This is a genomic window from Curtobacterium sp. MCBA15_007, assembly GCF_001864905.1.
In the GTDB taxonomy this organism is placed as follows: Bacteria; Actinomycetota; Actinomycetes; order Actinomycetales; family Microbacteriaceae; genus Curtobacterium; species Curtobacterium poinsettiae.
Map to the genome: position 1 here is coordinate 205,894 of NZ_MJGM01000001.1, position 15,794 is coordinate 221,687.

General features: G+C 68.0%; 13 protein-coding genes and 2 tRNA genes. 3 read left to right on the forward strand and 12 right to left on the reverse strand.

What is annotated here, in order from left to right:
• The first annotated feature begins 40 nt into the window (after window positions 1–40).
• Window positions 41–1,873 carry a Stk1 family PASTA domain-containing Ser/Thr kinase gene (gene pknB, locus BIU95_RS00970; RefSeq protein ID WP_302846962.1) on the forward strand — a complete coding sequence of 611 codons (1,833 nt, stop codon included), beginning with the start codon at window positions 41–43 and terminating at the stop codon, window positions 1,871–1,873.
• Window positions 1,874–2,207: 334 nt separating this feature from the next.
• Here the strand turns inward: pknB and BIU95_RS00975 are convergent, their stop codons facing one another.
• Window positions 2,208–2,852, reverse strand: a complete 645-nt coding sequence (locus tag BIU95_RS00975; RefSeq protein ID WP_017887804.1) for an anthranilate synthase component II — start codon at window positions 2,850–2,852, stop codon at window positions 2,208–2,210.
• A gap of 81 nt (window positions 2,853–2,933) precedes the next feature.
• Between BIU95_RS00975 and BIU95_RS00980 the strand changes: the two genes are divergently transcribed.
• Complete coding sequence (locus BIU95_RS00980; protein ID WP_017887805.1) at window positions 2,934–3,188, forward strand: cell division protein CrgA; 255 nt, start codon at window positions 2,934–2,936, stop codon at window positions 3,186–3,188.
• Between the two features lie 349 nt (window positions 3,189–3,537).
• Here BIU95_RS00980 and BIU95_RS00985 read toward each other — a convergent pair whose 3' ends face one another.
• Window positions 3,538–4,392, reverse strand: coding sequence for a rhomboid family intramembrane serine protease (locus BIU95_RS00985; RefSeq protein WP_017887806.1), 855 nt, complete (start codon window positions 4,390–4,392; stop codon window positions 3,538–3,540).
• Between the two features lie 7 nt (window positions 4,393–4,399).
• Entirely contained in the window at window positions 4,400–4,939 is a 540-nt protein-coding gene (locus tag BIU95_RS00990) for a peptidylprolyl isomerase (protein ID WP_071249955.1), read from the reverse strand.
• A gap of 115 nt (window positions 4,940–5,054) precedes the next feature.
• Between BIU95_RS00990 and BIU95_RS00995 the strand changes: the two genes are divergently transcribed.
• On the forward strand, window positions 5,055–5,630 hold the full coding sequence (locus BIU95_RS00995; RefSeq protein WP_017887808.1) for a hypothetical protein: 576 nt from the start codon (window positions 5,055–5,057) through the stop codon (window positions 5,628–5,630).
• A 413-nt stretch (window positions 5,631–6,043) separates the two neighbouring features.
• Here BIU95_RS00995 and BIU95_RS01000 read toward each other — a convergent pair.
• The 9 genes from BIU95_RS01000 to dnaN form a co-directional block, all read right to left on the reverse strand.
• Window positions 6,044–6,116, reverse strand: a tRNA-Ala gene (locus BIU95_RS01000).
• A gap of 56 nt (window positions 6,117–6,172) precedes the next feature.
• Window positions 6,173–6,249: transfer RNA gene (locus BIU95_RS01005), tRNA-Ile, on the reverse strand.
• 75 nt (window positions 6,250–6,324) lie between these two features.
• On the reverse strand, window positions 6,325–6,732 hold the full coding sequence (locus BIU95_RS01010) for a DUF3566 domain-containing protein (RefSeq protein WP_017887809.1): 408 nt from the start codon (window positions 6,730–6,732) through the stop codon (window positions 6,325–6,327).
• Window positions 6,725–9,382, reverse strand: a complete 2,658-nt coding sequence (gene gyrA, locus BIU95_RS01015) for a DNA gyrase subunit A (RefSeq protein ID WP_017887810.1) — start codon at window positions 9,380–9,382, stop codon at window positions 6,725–6,727. Before gyrA ends, BIU95_RS01010 begins: the two co-directional genes overlap by 8 nt.
• Window positions 9,383–9,496: 114 nt before the next feature.
• On the reverse strand, window positions 9,497–11,500 hold the full coding sequence (gene gyrB / locus BIU95_RS01020) for a DNA topoisomerase (ATP-hydrolyzing) subunit B (protein WP_017887811.1): 2,004 nt from the start codon (window positions 11,498–11,500) through the stop codon (window positions 9,497–9,499).
• 133 nt (window positions 11,501–11,633) lie between these two features.
• Window positions 11,634–12,134, reverse strand: coding sequence for a DUF721 domain-containing protein (locus tag BIU95_RS01025; RefSeq protein ID WP_017887812.1), 501 nt, complete (start codon window positions 12,132–12,134; stop codon window positions 11,634–11,636).
• Window positions 12,134–13,459, reverse strand: coding sequence for a DNA replication/repair protein RecF (gene recF, locus BIU95_RS01030; protein ID WP_071249957.1), 1,326 nt, complete (start codon window positions 13,457–13,459; stop codon window positions 12,134–12,136). The genes BIU95_RS01025 and recF overlap by 1 nt, the downstream gene beginning before the upstream one ends.
• Before the next feature lie 31 nt (window positions 13,460–13,490).
• Window positions 13,491–14,378 (reverse strand): phosphogluconate dehydrogenase (NAD(+)-dependent, decarboxylating), encoded by an 888-nt coding sequence (gene gnd, locus BIU95_RS01035; protein WP_017887814.1) that lies wholly within the window; start codon window positions 14,376–14,378, stop codon window positions 13,491–13,493.
• 71 nt (window positions 14,379–14,449) lie between these two features.
• Complete coding sequence (gene dnaN / locus BIU95_RS01040) at window positions 14,450–15,595, reverse strand: DNA polymerase III subunit beta (RefSeq protein WP_017887815.1); 1,146 nt, start codon at window positions 15,593–15,595, stop codon at window positions 14,450–14,452.
• Between the last annotated feature and the right edge of the window lie 199 nt (window positions 15,596–15,794).

A 15,794-nucleotide genomic window follows, 5' to 3' on the forward strand; every position in this document is an offset into this window, starting at 1 on the left:
TGCTGCCGTACACTAGCCGGACGAACAGACGGAGGAGTACGTGCCAGAAGGTGTGACCGCGGGGATCACGCTCCTCGCCAATCGCTACGAGATCGGTGACGTCATCGGTCGGGGCGGCATGGCGACCGTGCACCTCGGCAACGACACCCGCCTCGGCCGCAAGGTCGCGGTGAAGCTCCTCAAGCCGAGCCTCGCCAACGACCCGGCCTTCCGCACGCGCTTCCGGCAGGAAGCCCAGGCTGCTGCGCGCATGGCACACCCGACCGTCGTGCGCGTGTACGACGCCGGCGAAGAGACGGTGTCCGAGCCCTCGGGTGCCGAGGTGCAGGTGCCCTTCATCGTGATGGAGTACGTCGAGGGCCGACCGCTCTCCGACATCATCGCCGAAGGTGCCGTCGCCCCGGACGAAGCCGTCCGCATCACCGAGGGCATCCTCACCGCGCTCGAGTACTCGCACCGCGCCGGCGTCGTCCACCGTGACATCAAGCCCGCCAACGTCATGGTCACGCACAGCGGCCAGGTGAAGGTCATGGACTTCGGCATCGCCCGGGCGATCACCGACACCTCGGCCACGGTGGCCCAGACCACGTCGATCCTCGGCACGGCCTCGTACTTCTCACCGGAGCAGGCCCGCGGCGAGACCGTCGACGCCCGCACCGACCTGTACTCCACCGGCGTCGTGCTCTTCGAGCTCCTCACCGGTCGCGCGCCGTTCCTCGGGGACACCCCGGTGGCGGTCGCGTACCAGCACGTCAGCGAGCAGCCGGTCGCACCGTCGACGATCTCGCCCGAGGTATCCCCGGCCCTCGACGCCGTGACGCTCCACGCCCTGGTCAAGGACCGCACGCGCCGGTTCCAGAACGCGGCCGAGTTCCGCGCGGACCTGCAGCAGGCCGCGGCCGGCCGGGTCCCCACCTCCACCAAGAAGCAGCAGCAGAACGCCCAGAACGATGCGTCGACCGTGCTGTTCGGCGTCGATCCCCGCACGACGACCAACGCCGCCTCGGCGTTCCGCGAGCTCGACGACGACACCGCCGAGCACCGCCCGCAGCGCACGCAGAACCGTCCGCCGGTCGCGTGGATCTGGGTGGGCATCCTGCTCACCGTCGCGGTCATCGTGGCCGTGGTGTTCTTCGTCGTGAACCTGCAGCCCGGCAAGCCCCCGGTGTCGTCCTCGGTCAGCGTGCCGAACGTCGCAGGGTCGACGTACAGCTCCGCGGCCAGCGCCATCGAGAAGAAGTCCCTCAAGCCGGTCAAGGTCGAGGAGAACTCCGACAGCGTCGACAAGGGCCTGGTCATCCGGACCGACCCGGGTTCGGGCGTGAACGTCGGACGCAACCAGAACGTCAACGTCGTGGTCTCCATCGGACCGGAGCGCGTCCCCGTGCCCGAGCTGAACGGGCAGTCGCAAGCCGCAGCGCAACAGGCGCTCGACAACGCCGGCTTCCGCTTGGGCGCGATCTCGAGCGACTACTCCACCGACGTCCCCGAGGGCACGGTCCTGAGCTCCGACCCCGAGTCGGGTTCCCTGCACACCAAGGGCATCGTGATCAACCTGACGGTCTCCAACGGCAAGGTGCAGTTGCCCGACGTGACGCAGCAGCAGTACTCGGCGGCGAAGGCCACCGTGGAGCAGCTCGGACTCACCGTGAACCCGGCGCCGTCCTACTCGTGCACCGGCGGCGTGGTCACGCAGCAGGACACCCCCGCTGGCGACGTCGCGCAGGGCAGTGCCGTCACGCTCACCTACTGCGCACGAGCTGCGGCGCCGCCGAAGGCACCGTCGTCGAACAACAACAACGACAGCGGCGGCAGCGGTGGTGACGGTGGGAACACCGACCGCGGTGGCGACGACGGTGGCGACGGCCGCTGAGCCGACCACGGGGCCGGGCGGCGAACCCGACCATCTCGTGACGGGGCCGTCCTGACGGACGGGTGACGGGCCTCCAGTCCGCGGACCGGCGTTGCGGACGCGTGCGCCGCGCCCGTTCGTCACGGCTCCTTCGTCACGGCGTGTTCGTCACGGCGTGTTCGTCACAGCCTGGAGGCACAGCGCACGCCCGCCCCAGAACGCGCGGCACGCAGGCGGCCCGGTCCAGTGCCAGGCACACGCCGGCGTGTCGGCGTGACGCCCCGCAACGCACGAGACGCCGCCGATTCCGGCGGCGTCTCGTGAAGACGACGGCGTCTGCCGCCGCGGAGGCTCGTCAGGCGCGGTGCGTCGCGATGAGCGGCCCGAGACCGGCGGCGCGCTCGGCCGCTCCGGACAGCCCGGTGGTCTCGAGCCAGTTGCCGACCATGCGGTAGCCGCCCTCGGTCAGGACCGACTCCGGGTGGAACTGCACACCGAACACGGGGTGCTCGCGGTGCTGGACCCCCATGATGACCCCGCCGCCGGTGCGCGCCGTCACGGTGAGTTCGTCGGGGACCGTGCCATCGACGATCGCGAGCGAGTGGTAGCGCGTGGCCGTGAACGGGTGGGGGACGCCGTCGAACAGCGGACTGCCGTCGTGGTCGACCTGGGAGGTCTTGCCGTGCATGAGCTCCTCGGCGTGGGTGACCGTGGCACCGAGGGCCTCGGCGATGGCCTGGTGCCCGAGGCAGACGCCGAGGAGCGGGACCTCGGCGGCGATGGCGGCGTGCACGGTGGGGATCGAGACGCCCGCGGCCGCCGGTGTCCCCGGACCCGGGGAGAGCAGCACGCCGTCGTACTCGGCGATGCGGTCGGCGATCTCGGACTCGGGGAAGGCGTCGTTGCGGACGACGTCCGTCTCGGCGCCGAGCTGCTGCACGTAGCCGTTGAGCGTGTAGACGAAGCTGTCGTAGTTGTCGACGACGAGGATCCTGGTCATGGCGGTCCACCGTACTCGTGGGCGATGTGTGCGGCGGTCCGCGGGCCGATCCACACACGTGGTCACGGTAGGATACCGGCCATGGCCAAGGACAAGGACCGCACCAAGCCCGCCCGGAGGACCCGAGCCGACTCGGTCGACACCGCTGGGGACGCCCCCAACCCGGTGTGGTTCAAGCCGGTCATGTTCGGCTTCATGCTCGTCGGCCTGGTGTGGGTGATCGTCTTCTACATCTCGAACGCCACCCTGCCGGTCCCGAGCCTCGGCTCGTGGAACATCCTGATCGGCTTCGGCATCATGTTCGTCGGCTTCCTCATGACCACCCGGTGGCGCTGACCTCCAGGCTGCCGCCCCCGACGCCCGTCACACCGCAAGGTGTGGCGGGCGTTCTCGTTCTCCACAAGCAGGAGCTCCTCCGGACCGCACATCCTCGACGATCCTGCTGTTCTCCACACTTCTCCCCACTCTCCACACGATCATCCACAGCACCGCCCCGGAGTTATCCACAGCTGTGTCCACAGTGGGGATAATCACACTGGTGTAACTCACCACCTTCTCCACACCTGTGGATAACTCTCGGTGGCGCTGTGGACAGCTGTGGACGAGCAGGGCACGGACAGCACCGGGAACGACGAACGCCCCGTCGCAGTGCGACGGGGCGTTCGAGGAGCGCGTTGTGGCGGTGTCAGCCGATCGTGACCGCATACCCGACAGCGGTGAGCGCGATGCCGAGCACCGCCGCGCCGATGATCAGGGCGATCTGCAGCGGTCGCTTCCGGACGTTGCGCGTCTGCGCGAAGACGAAGCCCATCAGGAACCCGCCGATGATCCCGCCGACGTGCGCCTGCCACGAGATGTTGACTCCGGGCAGGAACCCGATGACCAGGTTCAGTCCCATGAGCACGAGGAGTTGCACGGCGTTGTTCCCCAGGCTGCGCTGCAGCACGAAGAACGCGGCGAACAGCCCGAAGATCGCACCCGAAGCACCCAGCACGGTCGTCCCCGGCGCCAGGAAGGTGACGAGCATGGACCCGAAGATCCCGGTGATGAAGTACAGCGCCACGAACCGCCAGGTACCGAGCATGTTCTCGAGCATGCGACCGAAGATCCAGAGCGCCCACATGTTGAACAGGATGTGGAAGATGCCCGAGTGCACGAACAGCGAGGTCACCACACGCCAGGGCTGCGTCGGCAGCAGCAGCGAGTTGTAGGCGAGCAAGCTCGTGAAGAACCGTCCGCTGACCTGGTCGAGCAACCAGATCGCCACCGTGATCGCCACGATGACGGTCGTGCCCTTCTGGTCGAGCATCGCGAACCGACGCCGAGCGACCGTGAACCCGCTGGGGGCTCCGGACGCTCGGCGGTTCGCTGCGAACTGTGCGCGCTGTTCACGCACGCACTCCGGGCAGTGCACCCCGACCGCCGCCGGCGTCTGGCACTCCGGGCAGATCGTCCGCCCACAGCGCTGGCAGAGCACGAAGCTCTGCCGGTCCGGATGCCGGTAGCAGGTGTTGTTCGGGTTGTACGCCTGGTCGGTCACGTGCGGGTCAGACGCCTTCGACGTCGATGCTCTGGATGACGACGTCCTCGACGGGCTTGTCGCGGCCGTCGGTCGGCACGGCCTCGATCGCGTCGACGACCACGCGGGACTCGTCGTCGGCGACCTCACCGAAGATGGTGTGCTTGCCCTGCAGCCACGGCGTCGCCACCGTGGTGATGAAGAACTGCGAGCCGTTGGTGCCGCGGCCGCCCTGGATGCCGGCGTTCGCCATGGCGAAGATGTAGGGGTTCTGGAACGTGAGCTCCGGGGAGATCTCGTCGTCGAAGCGGTAACCCGGGCCGCCGATGCCCTGGCCGAGCGGGTCGCCGCCCTGGATCATGAAGTCCTTGATGATGCGGTGGAAGATCACGCCGTCGTAGAGCTTGTCGGTCGAGACCTTGCCCGTGCCGGGGTGGGTCCACTCCTGCTGGCCCGTGGCGAGGTCGACGAAGTTCTTGACGGTCTTCGGTGCGTGGTTGCCGAACAGGTTGACGCGGATGTCGCCCTTGTTGGTGTGGATCGTTGCGACAGCGGTGTGCAGAGACATGTTCCGATTCTCGCATGTACTCCTGACCGTGGACGGATCCCACAGCTACGGCTCCGTGACCTGTCAGGCAGTGTGGTGGCAGGATGGGGTCACGCCGATCCGATGGAGGTACCAGATGACGACGATCGAGATCCCGCGAAAGCGTCGGAAGCAGATCAAGAAGCTCAAGGGCCAGACCGCCTCGCTCCTCGGCGAGCAGCGCAAGGTCCTCGAGCACGCGAACGCGATCCTGGCTGAGGCCCGGACCAACGCCGCGGACGCAGCTCGCAAGGACATCGCACCCCGCGTGCAGAACGCGATCGACAACGGGATCCGTCCCGCGTTCGCGACCGGCGTGCACGCTGCCACCTCGGCAGCGCAGAGCGCTTCGCACAAGTTCCAGTCCGAGGTGGTCCCCGGACTCGTCTCGACCGCTGGTTCGGTGCTGAGCGTGACCGATCTCGCGAAGGACCCCCGGGTCAAGAAGATCGTGAAGAACGCCCAGAAGAAGGGCAAGAAGGCCAAGAAGGCCGCTGCGAAGTACGTCCCGTCGCAGCAGAAGAAGGGCCTCGGCTTCGGCGGAGTCGCACTCATCATCGTCGGCGTCGTCGCCGTCGCCGGTGCTGCGTACGCCGCGTACCAGACGCTCCGTGCCGACGACGACCTCTGGGTCGCCGACGACGCTGACACGGCGGAGAAGCCCGCCGCCTGACCTCCCGGTTCGTACGAAGGGCCCCGGCACCAGCCGGGGCCCTTCGTCGTTCCCGGGCCTGGCGACCACGCACCCGCGCACGGCGACGCGCCCTGAACGCGCCCGCCCACCCGCCTGGAGGCCCGCACCGGCCTGGCACCGCGCCTCCCGTCCGGCGGGCCGTCACGCAACACGCCCCGGGGCAGCCACCGACAGGTCGCATCCTGTCGTCCGGAGGACGCGCAGACGACAGTTCCAGCCACCTCGGCAAACCGCACGCGGCATGTCGTGACCACTCGACAAGAAGCAACCTGCAGGGAGAGTGGCGAACCCAACCATCGCGGAGCGGCGCGTCGCCGAAGGCGCGCAGACAAGCACGACGACCGAAGACGGCGGAGCGAGGAACGAGCGAAGCAGGACTCGTGCAGAGGGAGTGGAGCCTGGGAGAATCGAACTCCCGACATCCTGCTTGCAAAGCAGGCGCTCTACCAACTGAGCTAAGGCCCCGAGTGCCACCGAGGTGATCGGCGACAGGATCGGATTGTCGTGCTGTTCCGGAGAACTGGTGGGGCTACAAGGACTTGAACCTTGGACCTCTTCGTTATCAGCGAAGCGCTCTAACCGCCTGAGCTATAGCCCCTCAGACCGGATGAAAGCCTACCGTACCGATCCCAGAGAACGAAATCGAGCGGTCGGCCTCATCCGGCCGGGTGTGTCAGTTGTTCGTGAAGCCCACGAGCAGCCCGCCCGTGATCCGCACACTGAGGTTGTAGAGCACGCTCACGATGGCGCCGAGCACGGTGCCGACGACCACGTTGAGGATGCCCACGACGATGGAGAACCCGAGGACCTGGCCCAGCGAGAACTGGTCCATGATCGAGTAACTGTTCTGACCGGTGACGTCCTTCAGCAGGGCGTCGATCTGGGTGAACACACCCGTCTGGTTCAGGATGACCCACACCAGTGCCGTGGCGACCACGATCACGATGCTGCCGGCCAGGGCGATGAGGAAGCTCAGCTTCACCATCGACCAGAAGTCGACGTAGACCAGTCGCAACCGCACCTGGCGGGTGCCGACGGGTCGCTTCGCCTTCTTCTGGAGCTTCTCGGCGACACTACTCATTGCTTGACTGGTCCTCTCCGGCCTCGTCTGCGACGGGCTCGGTGTCGATGGGATCAGTGGAATCCGGGGCCGCTTCGGCAGGGCTGACCGTCTCCACCGGGCCCGCGGGCTCGATCTCGGCGTCGTCCTGGTCGTCCAGGTTCCGCTCGGTGTTCCGGGCCACCGCGATGATCCGGTCGTTCTCCGCGAACCTCGCGAAGACGACGCCCATCGTGTCACGGCCCTTGGCAGGGACCTCGGCCACGGCAGACCTTACCACCTTGCCCGATTGCAGCACGACGAGCACTTCGTCGTCCTCGCCGACGATGAGAGCGCCCACAAGATCGCCTCGGTCGAGCGCCAACTTGGCCACCTTGATGCCCAGACCGCCACGGCCCTGCACGCGGTACTGGTCGACTGCGGTGCGCTTGGCGTAGCCACCCTCGGTCATCACCCAGACGAACCCGTCGTCGGAGACGACCCGGGCCGCGAGCAGCGAGTCACCGTCGCGGAAGGACATGCCCTTCACACCCGAGGTCGATCGACCCATCGGACGCAGGGTGTCGTTCGTCGCGGTGAACCGGAGCGACATGCCCTGGCGGGACACCAGCAGCAGGTCGTCGTGCTCGTCGACGAGCAGCGCCTGGCGGAGCTTGTCGCCGTCGCGCAGGTTGATGGCGATGATGCCGCCGGTGCGGTTCGTGTCGTACTCGGTCAGCGCGGTCTTCTTCACCAGGCCGTGCTCGGTCGCGAGGACGAGGTACTGGGCGACCTCGTAGTCGCGGATGTCGAGCACCTGCTGGATCTGCTCGTCGGGCTGCATCGCCAGCAGGTTCGCGACGTGCTGGCCCTTCGCGTCACGGCCGGCCTCCTGCAGCTCGTACGCCTTGGCGCGGTAGACCCGTCCCTGGTCGGTGAGGAACAGGAGCCAGTGGTGCGTCGTCGTGACGAAGAAGTGCTCGACGATGTCGTCGGCGCGGAGCTGGGCCCCACGGACACCTCGGCCACCGCGGTGCTGCGAGCGGTACTGGTCGCTCCGCGTGCGCTTGACGTAGCCACCGCGGGTGATGGTGACGACCATCTCCTCTTCGGGGATCAGGTCTTCCATCGACATGTCGCCGTCGTAGCCGAACATGATCTCGGTGCGGCGGTCGTCGCCGAAGCGGTCGACGATCTCGCTGAGCTCGTCGCGGATGATCGAGCGCTGACGGCTCTCCGACGCCAGGATGTCCTGGAAGTCGGCGATCTTGCGCTCGAGTTCTTCGGCCTCGTCGTGGATCTTCTGGCGCTCCAGGGCCGCGAGGCGACGGAGCTGCAGCTCCAGGATCGCGCGCGCCTGGATCTCGTCGACGGACAGCAGGTCCATCAGGCCGGTGCGGGCCTCTTCGACGTCGGGCGAACGACGGATGAGCGCGATGACCTCGTCGAGGGCGTCGAGCGCAGCCAGGTACCCGCGCAGGATGTGGGCGCGCTTCTCGGCCTCGCGCAGCCGGTACTGCGTGCGGCGCACGATGACGTCGACCTGGTGGGCGACCCACGCCGAGATGAAGCCGTCGAGCGGCAGGGTGCGGGGCACACCGTCGACGATCGCGAGCATGTTCGCACCGAAGTTCTCCTGCAGCTGGGTGTGCTTGTACAGGTTGTTCAGCACGACCTTGGCGACGGCGTCGCGCTTCAGCACGATGACCAGGCGCTGCCCGGTCCGACCGGAGGTCTCGTCGCGGATGTCGGCGACGCCGGCGAGCTTGCCGTCCTTGACGAGCTCGGCGATCTTGATCGCCAGGTTGTCCGGGTTGACCTGGTACGGCAGCTCGGTGACGACGAGGCAGGTGCGCCCCTGGATCTCCTCCACCGAGACCACGGCACGCATCGTGATCGAGCCACGGCCGGTGCGGTAGGCGTCCTGGATGCCCTTGGTGCCGAGCACCTGCGCACCGGTCGGGAAGTCCGGGCCCTTGATGCGCTGCATGAGCGCGGCGAGCAGCTCTTCGCGGGTGGCGTCGGGGTTGTCGAGCGCCCACTTCGCACCCTCGGCGACCTCGCGCAGGTTGTGCGGCGGGATGTTCGTGGCCATGCCGACCGCGATGCCGACGGACCCGTTGACGAGCAGGTTCGGGAACCGGGCCGGCAGGATCGCCGGCTCCTGCGTGCGGCCGTCGTAGTTGTCCTGGAAGTCGACGGTGTCCTCGTCGATGTCGCGGACCATCTCGAGCGCGAGCGGCGCCATCTTCGTCTCGGTGTACCGCGGGGCGGCGGCGCCGTCGTTGCCGGGCGAACCGAAGTTGCCCTGGCCGAGCGCCAGCGGGTACCGGAGCGACCACGGCTGCACCAGACGGACCAGGGCGTCGTAGATCGCCGAGTCACCGTGCGGGTGGAACTGGCCCATCACGTCACCGACGACGCGGGAGCACTTCGAGAACGCACGGTCCGGGCGGTAACCGCCGTCGAACATCGCGTAGATCACACGGCGGTGCACCGGCTTGAGGCCGTCGCGGACCTCCGGCAGGGCACGACCGACGATGACCGACATCGCGTAGTCGAGGTACGAGCGCTGCATCTCGAGCTGCAGGTCGACCTGCGAGATGCGGTCACCGGAGACGACGATGTCCCCGCTGTCGCCGTGGACGATCTCGGGCTGCTCGTCGGCGCCGTTCTCGTTGTCGTCAGCCATGTGGCTTCGTTCCCTTTCTGGACAGCCTGGAGGCTGTGGTTCCGTTGGTCGCACCGGGCGCGACCACAGGTGGTCAGGACTGGTCGACGCGGCTCACACCGCGCCTCCTGGCCGTTAGATGTCGAGGAAGCGGACGTCCTTGGCGTTCTGCTGGATGAACTGGCGACGTGCGTCGACGTCCTCACCCATCAGCGTCGAGAAGGTGCTGTCGACCGCGGCTGCGTCCTCCAGCGTGACCTGCAGGAGCGTGCGGGTGTCCGGGTTCATCGTGGTGTCCCAGAGCTCCTTGTAGTCCATCTCGCCGAGGCCCTTGTAGCGCTGGATCCCGTTGTCCTTCGGGATGCGCTTGCCGGCGGCGAGGCCGGCCTGCATCAGGGCGTCGCGCTCCCGGTCGCTGAACACGTACTCGTGCGCCGAGTTCGACCACTTCAGGCGGTACAGCGGCGGCTGCGCGAGGTACACGTACCCACGCTCGATGAGCGGACGCATGTAGCGGAACAGCAGCGTGAGCAGCAGCGTCGTGATGTGCTGGCCGTCGACGTCGGCATCGGCCATCAGCACGATCTTGTGGTACCGGGCCTTGTCCGGGTCGAAGTCCTCACCGATGCCGGCGCCGAACGCCGTGATCATCGACTGGATCTCCTGGTTGGCGAGGGCACGGTCGAGCCTGGCCTTCTCGACGTTCAGGATCTTGCCGCGCAGCGGCAGGATCGCCTGGGTCATCGGGTTGCGGCCCTGCACGGCGGAACCACCGGCCGAGTCGCCCTCGACCATGAAGATCTCCGACAGGGTCGGGTCCTTCGACTGGCAGTCCTTGAGCTTGCCGGGCATGCCGCCCGACTCGAGCAGCCCCTTGCGACGGGTGGTCTCGCGTGCCTTGCGGGCCGCGAGCCGAGCCTGCGACGCCTGGATCGCCTTGCGGACGACGTCGCGTGCCTGCGTCGGGTTGCTCTCGAACCAGTGGGTCAGCTCGGTGCCGACGACACGCTGCACGAACGACTTCGCCTCGGTGTTGCCGAGCTTGGTCTTCGTCTGCCCTTCGAACTGCGGCTCGCCGAGCTTCACCGAGATGACGGCGGTGAGCCCTTCGCGGATGTCGTCACCCGTCAGGTTGTCGTCCTTCTCCTTGATGATCTTCGCCTCACGCGCGTAGCGGTTGACGAGGGTCGTGAGCGCGGCGCGGAAGCCCTCTTCGTGGGTCCCGCCTTCGTGCGTGTTGATCGTGTTCGCGAAGGTGTGGACGCTCTCCTGGTACGAGGTGTTCCACTGCATCGCGACCTCGAGCGCGATCTTGCGGTCCGGGTCCTCGGACTCGAAGCCGATGACGTCGGGGTGGACGAGGTCGGCCTTCTTCTGCGCGTTGATGAACTCGACGTAGTCGGCGAGCCCACGCTCGTACATGAAGGTGTCGTTGCGAGCTTCTTCCCCTTCTTCGGGGGCGCGCTCGTCGCGCAGGTTGATCCGCAGACCCTTGTTCAGGAAGGCCATCTGCTGGAAGCGCGTGCGCAGGGTCTCGTAGTCGAAGACGACGGACTCGAAGATCTCGGCGTTCGGCCAGAACGTGATCGTCGTCCCGGTCTCGTCGGCCGGTTCGTCCTTCGAGACGGGGGCCACGGGGACGCCGTCGGTGTAGCTCTGACGCCAGACGTGGCCCTGCCGACGGACCTCGACGTCGAGCTCGGAGCTCAGCGCGTTCACGACGGACGAACCGACGCCGTGCAGACCGCCGGAGACGGCGTAGCCGCCACCACCGAACTTGCCGCCGGCGTGCAGGACGGTGAGGACGACCTGCAGGGTCGAGACCCCCTCGGCCGCGTGGACGTCGACCGGGATGCCACGGCCGTTGTCGACCACCCGGACGCCACCGTCTTCACGGATGCTCACGTCGATGGTGTCGCAGTACCCGGCGAGGGCTTCGTCGACCGAGTTGTCGACGATCTCCTGGACCAGGTGGTGCAGACCGCGGGGACCGGTCGAACCGATGTACATACCGGGACGCTTGCGGACCGCCTCGAGCCCCTCGAGCACCTGAATCTGGTCTGCGCCGTAGGACGGTTCGCTCTGCGGGGTCTCCGCTTCGAGCGGGTTCTGCGGGTCGTCTTCAGATTCTGATGCCATGTCGAGCGTGCTCCTGCCTGCGCGCGGAACGCCCGCGCACTGCACCTCCCAGTCTACCGCAGAGCCCCCTCTTTCGAGGGCTCATCTGCCCCACAGACGGGCTTTTCTGGCACTCCAGGATGATTTCGTCGCCTCAACCGTAGGTGTCGCGAGGACCGCGCCCCTGGACCGTCCTGGGGCCGCGTTTCCAGGTGGGGGCGTCCGGGCCGGAAACCCTGATCGACTCGACCCCTGCTTCCGGGTGCCGTTCCGCGATGGTGGTCGTGACCGTTGCGCGCATCAGTCGGAGCTGGGTCGCCCAGGCCGTCGAGTCGCACCGGATGACGAGTGCGCCGTCGTCGATGGTCACCGGGCGGGAGTGCTTCGCCAGCTCCTCGCCGACGACGCTCGGCCAGTCCACGAAGAGCTCGGAGCGGGCGAGTGGTTCGGTCCACCCGAGCTCGTGGGCGAGCGACCCGACGATGTCGGCGAGGCCCTTCGGCTCACGGCCGCGCCCGTACGGCACGGTGTCGGCGTCGAACTCGCGAGCGCGTCGGCGGCGGGCATCGGTGCCGCGCTTGGACGGGTCGCCGAACACGGCGCGCAGGTGCCGGTACACCTGCGAGGGTTCGGTGGGCTTGCGGGGCTTCGGCATCAGGCGTCGGCTCCGGCGGGGGTGGGGTCGTCGTCGGTCGGATCGGTCGTGCTGTCGGCGCCCGCCTTGGTGTCGGCGTCCGACGGCTCCGTCGCGCCCGTCCGGTCCGTCCGGTCCGTCCGGTCCGTCGACGGACTGGAGGCGCGGGTCGCGTCCGCCTCGTCGGTCACGATCGTGCCCGCTTCGATCCGCACCGTGTGCGCCGCCAGCTTCGGGGGCACGTCACCGAACACCGCTGCCGTGATGAGCACCTGCTCGTAGTCGGCGACCGCGTTCGCCAGCCGTTCCCGTCGCGATTCGTCGAGCTCGGCGAACACGTCGTCGAGGATGATGATCGGGTCGCCCAGGTTCGACTCCGCGCGCAGGATGGACGCGCTCGCGAGCTGTATCGCCAGCGCGAAGGACCAGGATTCGCCGTGACTCGCGTAGCCGCGGGCCGGTAACCCGTTCAGTTGGAACAGCACGTCGTCCCGGTGCGGTCCGACGAGGGTGAGTCCGCGGTCGAGTTCGTCCCGCCGACGTCGTTCGAGCGCTGCCGCGAACGCCTCGGCCGCCGACGCGACGGTGACCGGTTCGTCGGGCGTCCCGAGCACGGGGTCGGTGGCCGCCGCGGACTCCGGGTCGCCACCGCGGATCGACAGGACCCCCGTGATCGAGGCGTCGTGGTGCTCGCCGGCGACGGTCGCGTAGGCCTCGGCCACGAAGGGGGCGAGGCGTCGGGTCAGGTGGTCGCGAGCCGCGACGATCTCGGCACCGAGCCCCACGAGGCGGTCGTCCCAGACATCGAGCGTCGACAGGGCGTTGGCCTTCGCACCCGTGGCGCGGGCCGACTTCAGCAGGGTGTTCCGCTGCCGGAGCGTGCGGTCGTAGTCGGCGAGCACACCCTGCATCCGCGGCGCGATCTGACCGAGCAGCTCGTCGAGCATCCGGCGTCGCCCGGCCGGCTCGCCCCGCACCAGGGCGAGGTCCTCCGGTGCGAAGAGCACCGACGTGCAGTAGCGCGGCAGCTCCCGCGGCTTGATCGCCGAACGGTTCACCTGCGCACGGTTCGCACCGGTGCGGTTGATCTGCACCTCGGCGAGGATGCTGCGGTCTTCGTGCGCGAGTCGAGCCCGGACGATCGCGGCGTCACAACCCTGGCGGACGAGCGCTGCGTCGGTGGGGACGCGGTGCGAGCCGAGGGTGGAGAGGTACCCGATCGCCTCGACCAGGTTGGTCTTGCCCTGTCCGTTGCGTCCGACGAACAGGTTCGGCCCGCGTGCGAGGGCGACGTCCGCCTCCCGGTAGTTCCGGAAGTCGGTCAGTTGGAGATGGTCGACGTGCACGCGGGCCGAGGCCGGGTTCCCCCGGGAAGTCCTAGGACTTCTTGACGGCGTGACCGCCGAACTGGTTGCGGAGCGCCGCGACGGCCTTCATCGTCGGCGAGGCACTGCCCTGGCGCGAGACGAAGCGCGCGAAGATCGACGCCGAGAGCGCCGGCATCGGCACGGCGAGCTCGATGCCCTCTTCCAGCGTCCAGCGACCCTCGCCCGAGTCCTCGACGTAGCCCTCGAGCTCGTCGAGCTTCGGGTCTTCGTTCAGGGCGAGGACCATGAGGTCGAGCAGCCAGGAACGGACGACCGTTCCGCGCTGCCACCCGGCGAACACGGCGGGGACGTCGGTGATCAGGTCCTTGGCTTCGAGGAGCTCGTAGCCCTCGCCGTACGCCTGCATGATCGCGTACTCGATGCCGTTATGGACCATCTTCGCGTAGTGGCCGGCGCCGATCGGGCCGGCGTGCGAGAAGCCTTCTTCGCGGGGGCCCTCGGGGCGCAGGGCGTCGAAGACCGGCATCGCGAACTCGACGTCCGCAGCGTCACCGCCGACCATCAGGCCGTAGCCGTTGTCCTTGCCCCAGACACCACCGGAGACGCCGGCGTCCATGTAGCGGATGCCGCGCGCACCGAGCTGCTCGGCGTGCTTGGTGTCGTCCAGCCACTTCGAGTTGCCACCGTCGATGACCAGGTCGCCCTCGCCGAGGACACCGGCCAGGTCAGTGATCACGTCGTCGGTGATCTTGCCGTGCGGGACCATGACCCACACGAGGCGCTTGCCCTCCGGGAGGGCAGCGGCGAGGGCGCCGAGGTCAGCGACGTCGGAGACGGCGGGGTTGGCGTCGTACCCGGTGACCTCGATCCCTGCGTTGCGGAGACGGGCACGCATGTTGTTGCCCATGCGACCGAGGCCGACAAGACCGATGTGCATGATTTCCTCTTCTGTTCGTCGTCGCGCTGATGCTGCCGGTGGTGTGCGCCAGCGCAGGTTGCCTGTTGCGCCTATCGCAGCAGCAGGTTGGGCTGCAGCAGGTACCGGTATCCATCGGTCGCTGCGGCCTCTTGCGAAGTCTGGCCGGTGATCAGCACCGGGCCCGGCTTGTTGGGGTTCTCCGTCTTGGTGAAGGAGATGCGGACGAACTCGGAGTGCACCGCGTTCAGCCCGTCCAGGAGGAAGGCGGGCTTCAACGAGACCACCGTTTCCTCGCCGGTCAACAACGCACTGATCGACTCTGACGCCTGCGCTTGTTCGGATCCGATCGCCTCGAGCGTGAGCCCGTCGACCGTGAAGGAGAACCGGAGCGCGGCTTCGCGCTCCAGGACGAGGGAGACCCGTCGGACCGCTTCGACCAGCTCCGCGGTGTTGATCACCGCGTGGTCGTTGACGGTCTCGGGGAAGAGCCGGCGGACCGGCGGGTAGTTGCCCTTGATGAGCAGCGACGTCACGGTCTTGTCGTCCGCGTGGAAGGCGATGAGCTCGCGGTCCGAGTTGCCGCTGATCGACACCGACACCGTCGACGCCGAACCGAACGTGCGGCCGACCTCTTGCAGGGTGCGGGCCGGGACCAGTGCGTGCAGGGGGTCCGAGCCGACTCGGCCGGAGTCCCACGCGATGGTGCGGACGGCGACACGGTAGCGGTCGGTCGCGATGAGGGACAGGTCGTTGTCGCCGACCTCGAGCTGCACGCCCGTGATCACCGGGGTGACGTCGTCACGGCTGGCGGCGACGGCGACCTGGGACACGGCTTCGGAGAACGCGTCGCCCGGGATGACACCCGTCTGCGGACCGATCTCCGGCAGCGTCGGGTACTCCTCGACCGGCATGGACAGCAGCGTGAAGTGTGCCGAACCGCAGGTGACCGAGATCTTCGCGTCCTCGGTGGTGAACGACACAGGGGCGTTCGGCAGCCGGCTCGCGATGTCGTTCAGCAGCCGGCCGGAGACCAGGACGGTGCCCGGTTCGTCGATCTGCGCCGAGATCGACGTCTGCGCCGAGACCTCGTAGTCGAACGACGAGAGCGTCAGGCGATCGCCATCGGCGTGGATCAGGACGCCCGACAGGATCGGCAGGGTCGTGCGCTGCGGGAGGAGCTTCACTGCGAAGGAGACGGCTTCGGAGAAGACGTCCCGGTTGACCTCGAACTTCACAGCTGGAACCCCTGTCGATCGGCTTGGACTGTCCGGCCGCCCCATTCTGGCACAGGCGGAGGAGCGCCGGATTTCTTGTCATCCCGCCGTCCACAAGGTTGTCCCGCGGAGATTGATCGTTAACCAGGAGTAATGGTGTTAACGCCTGTGCACACTGTGGATAACCCTGTGCATCCCGGTCCGGAGTAGGGAACTACAC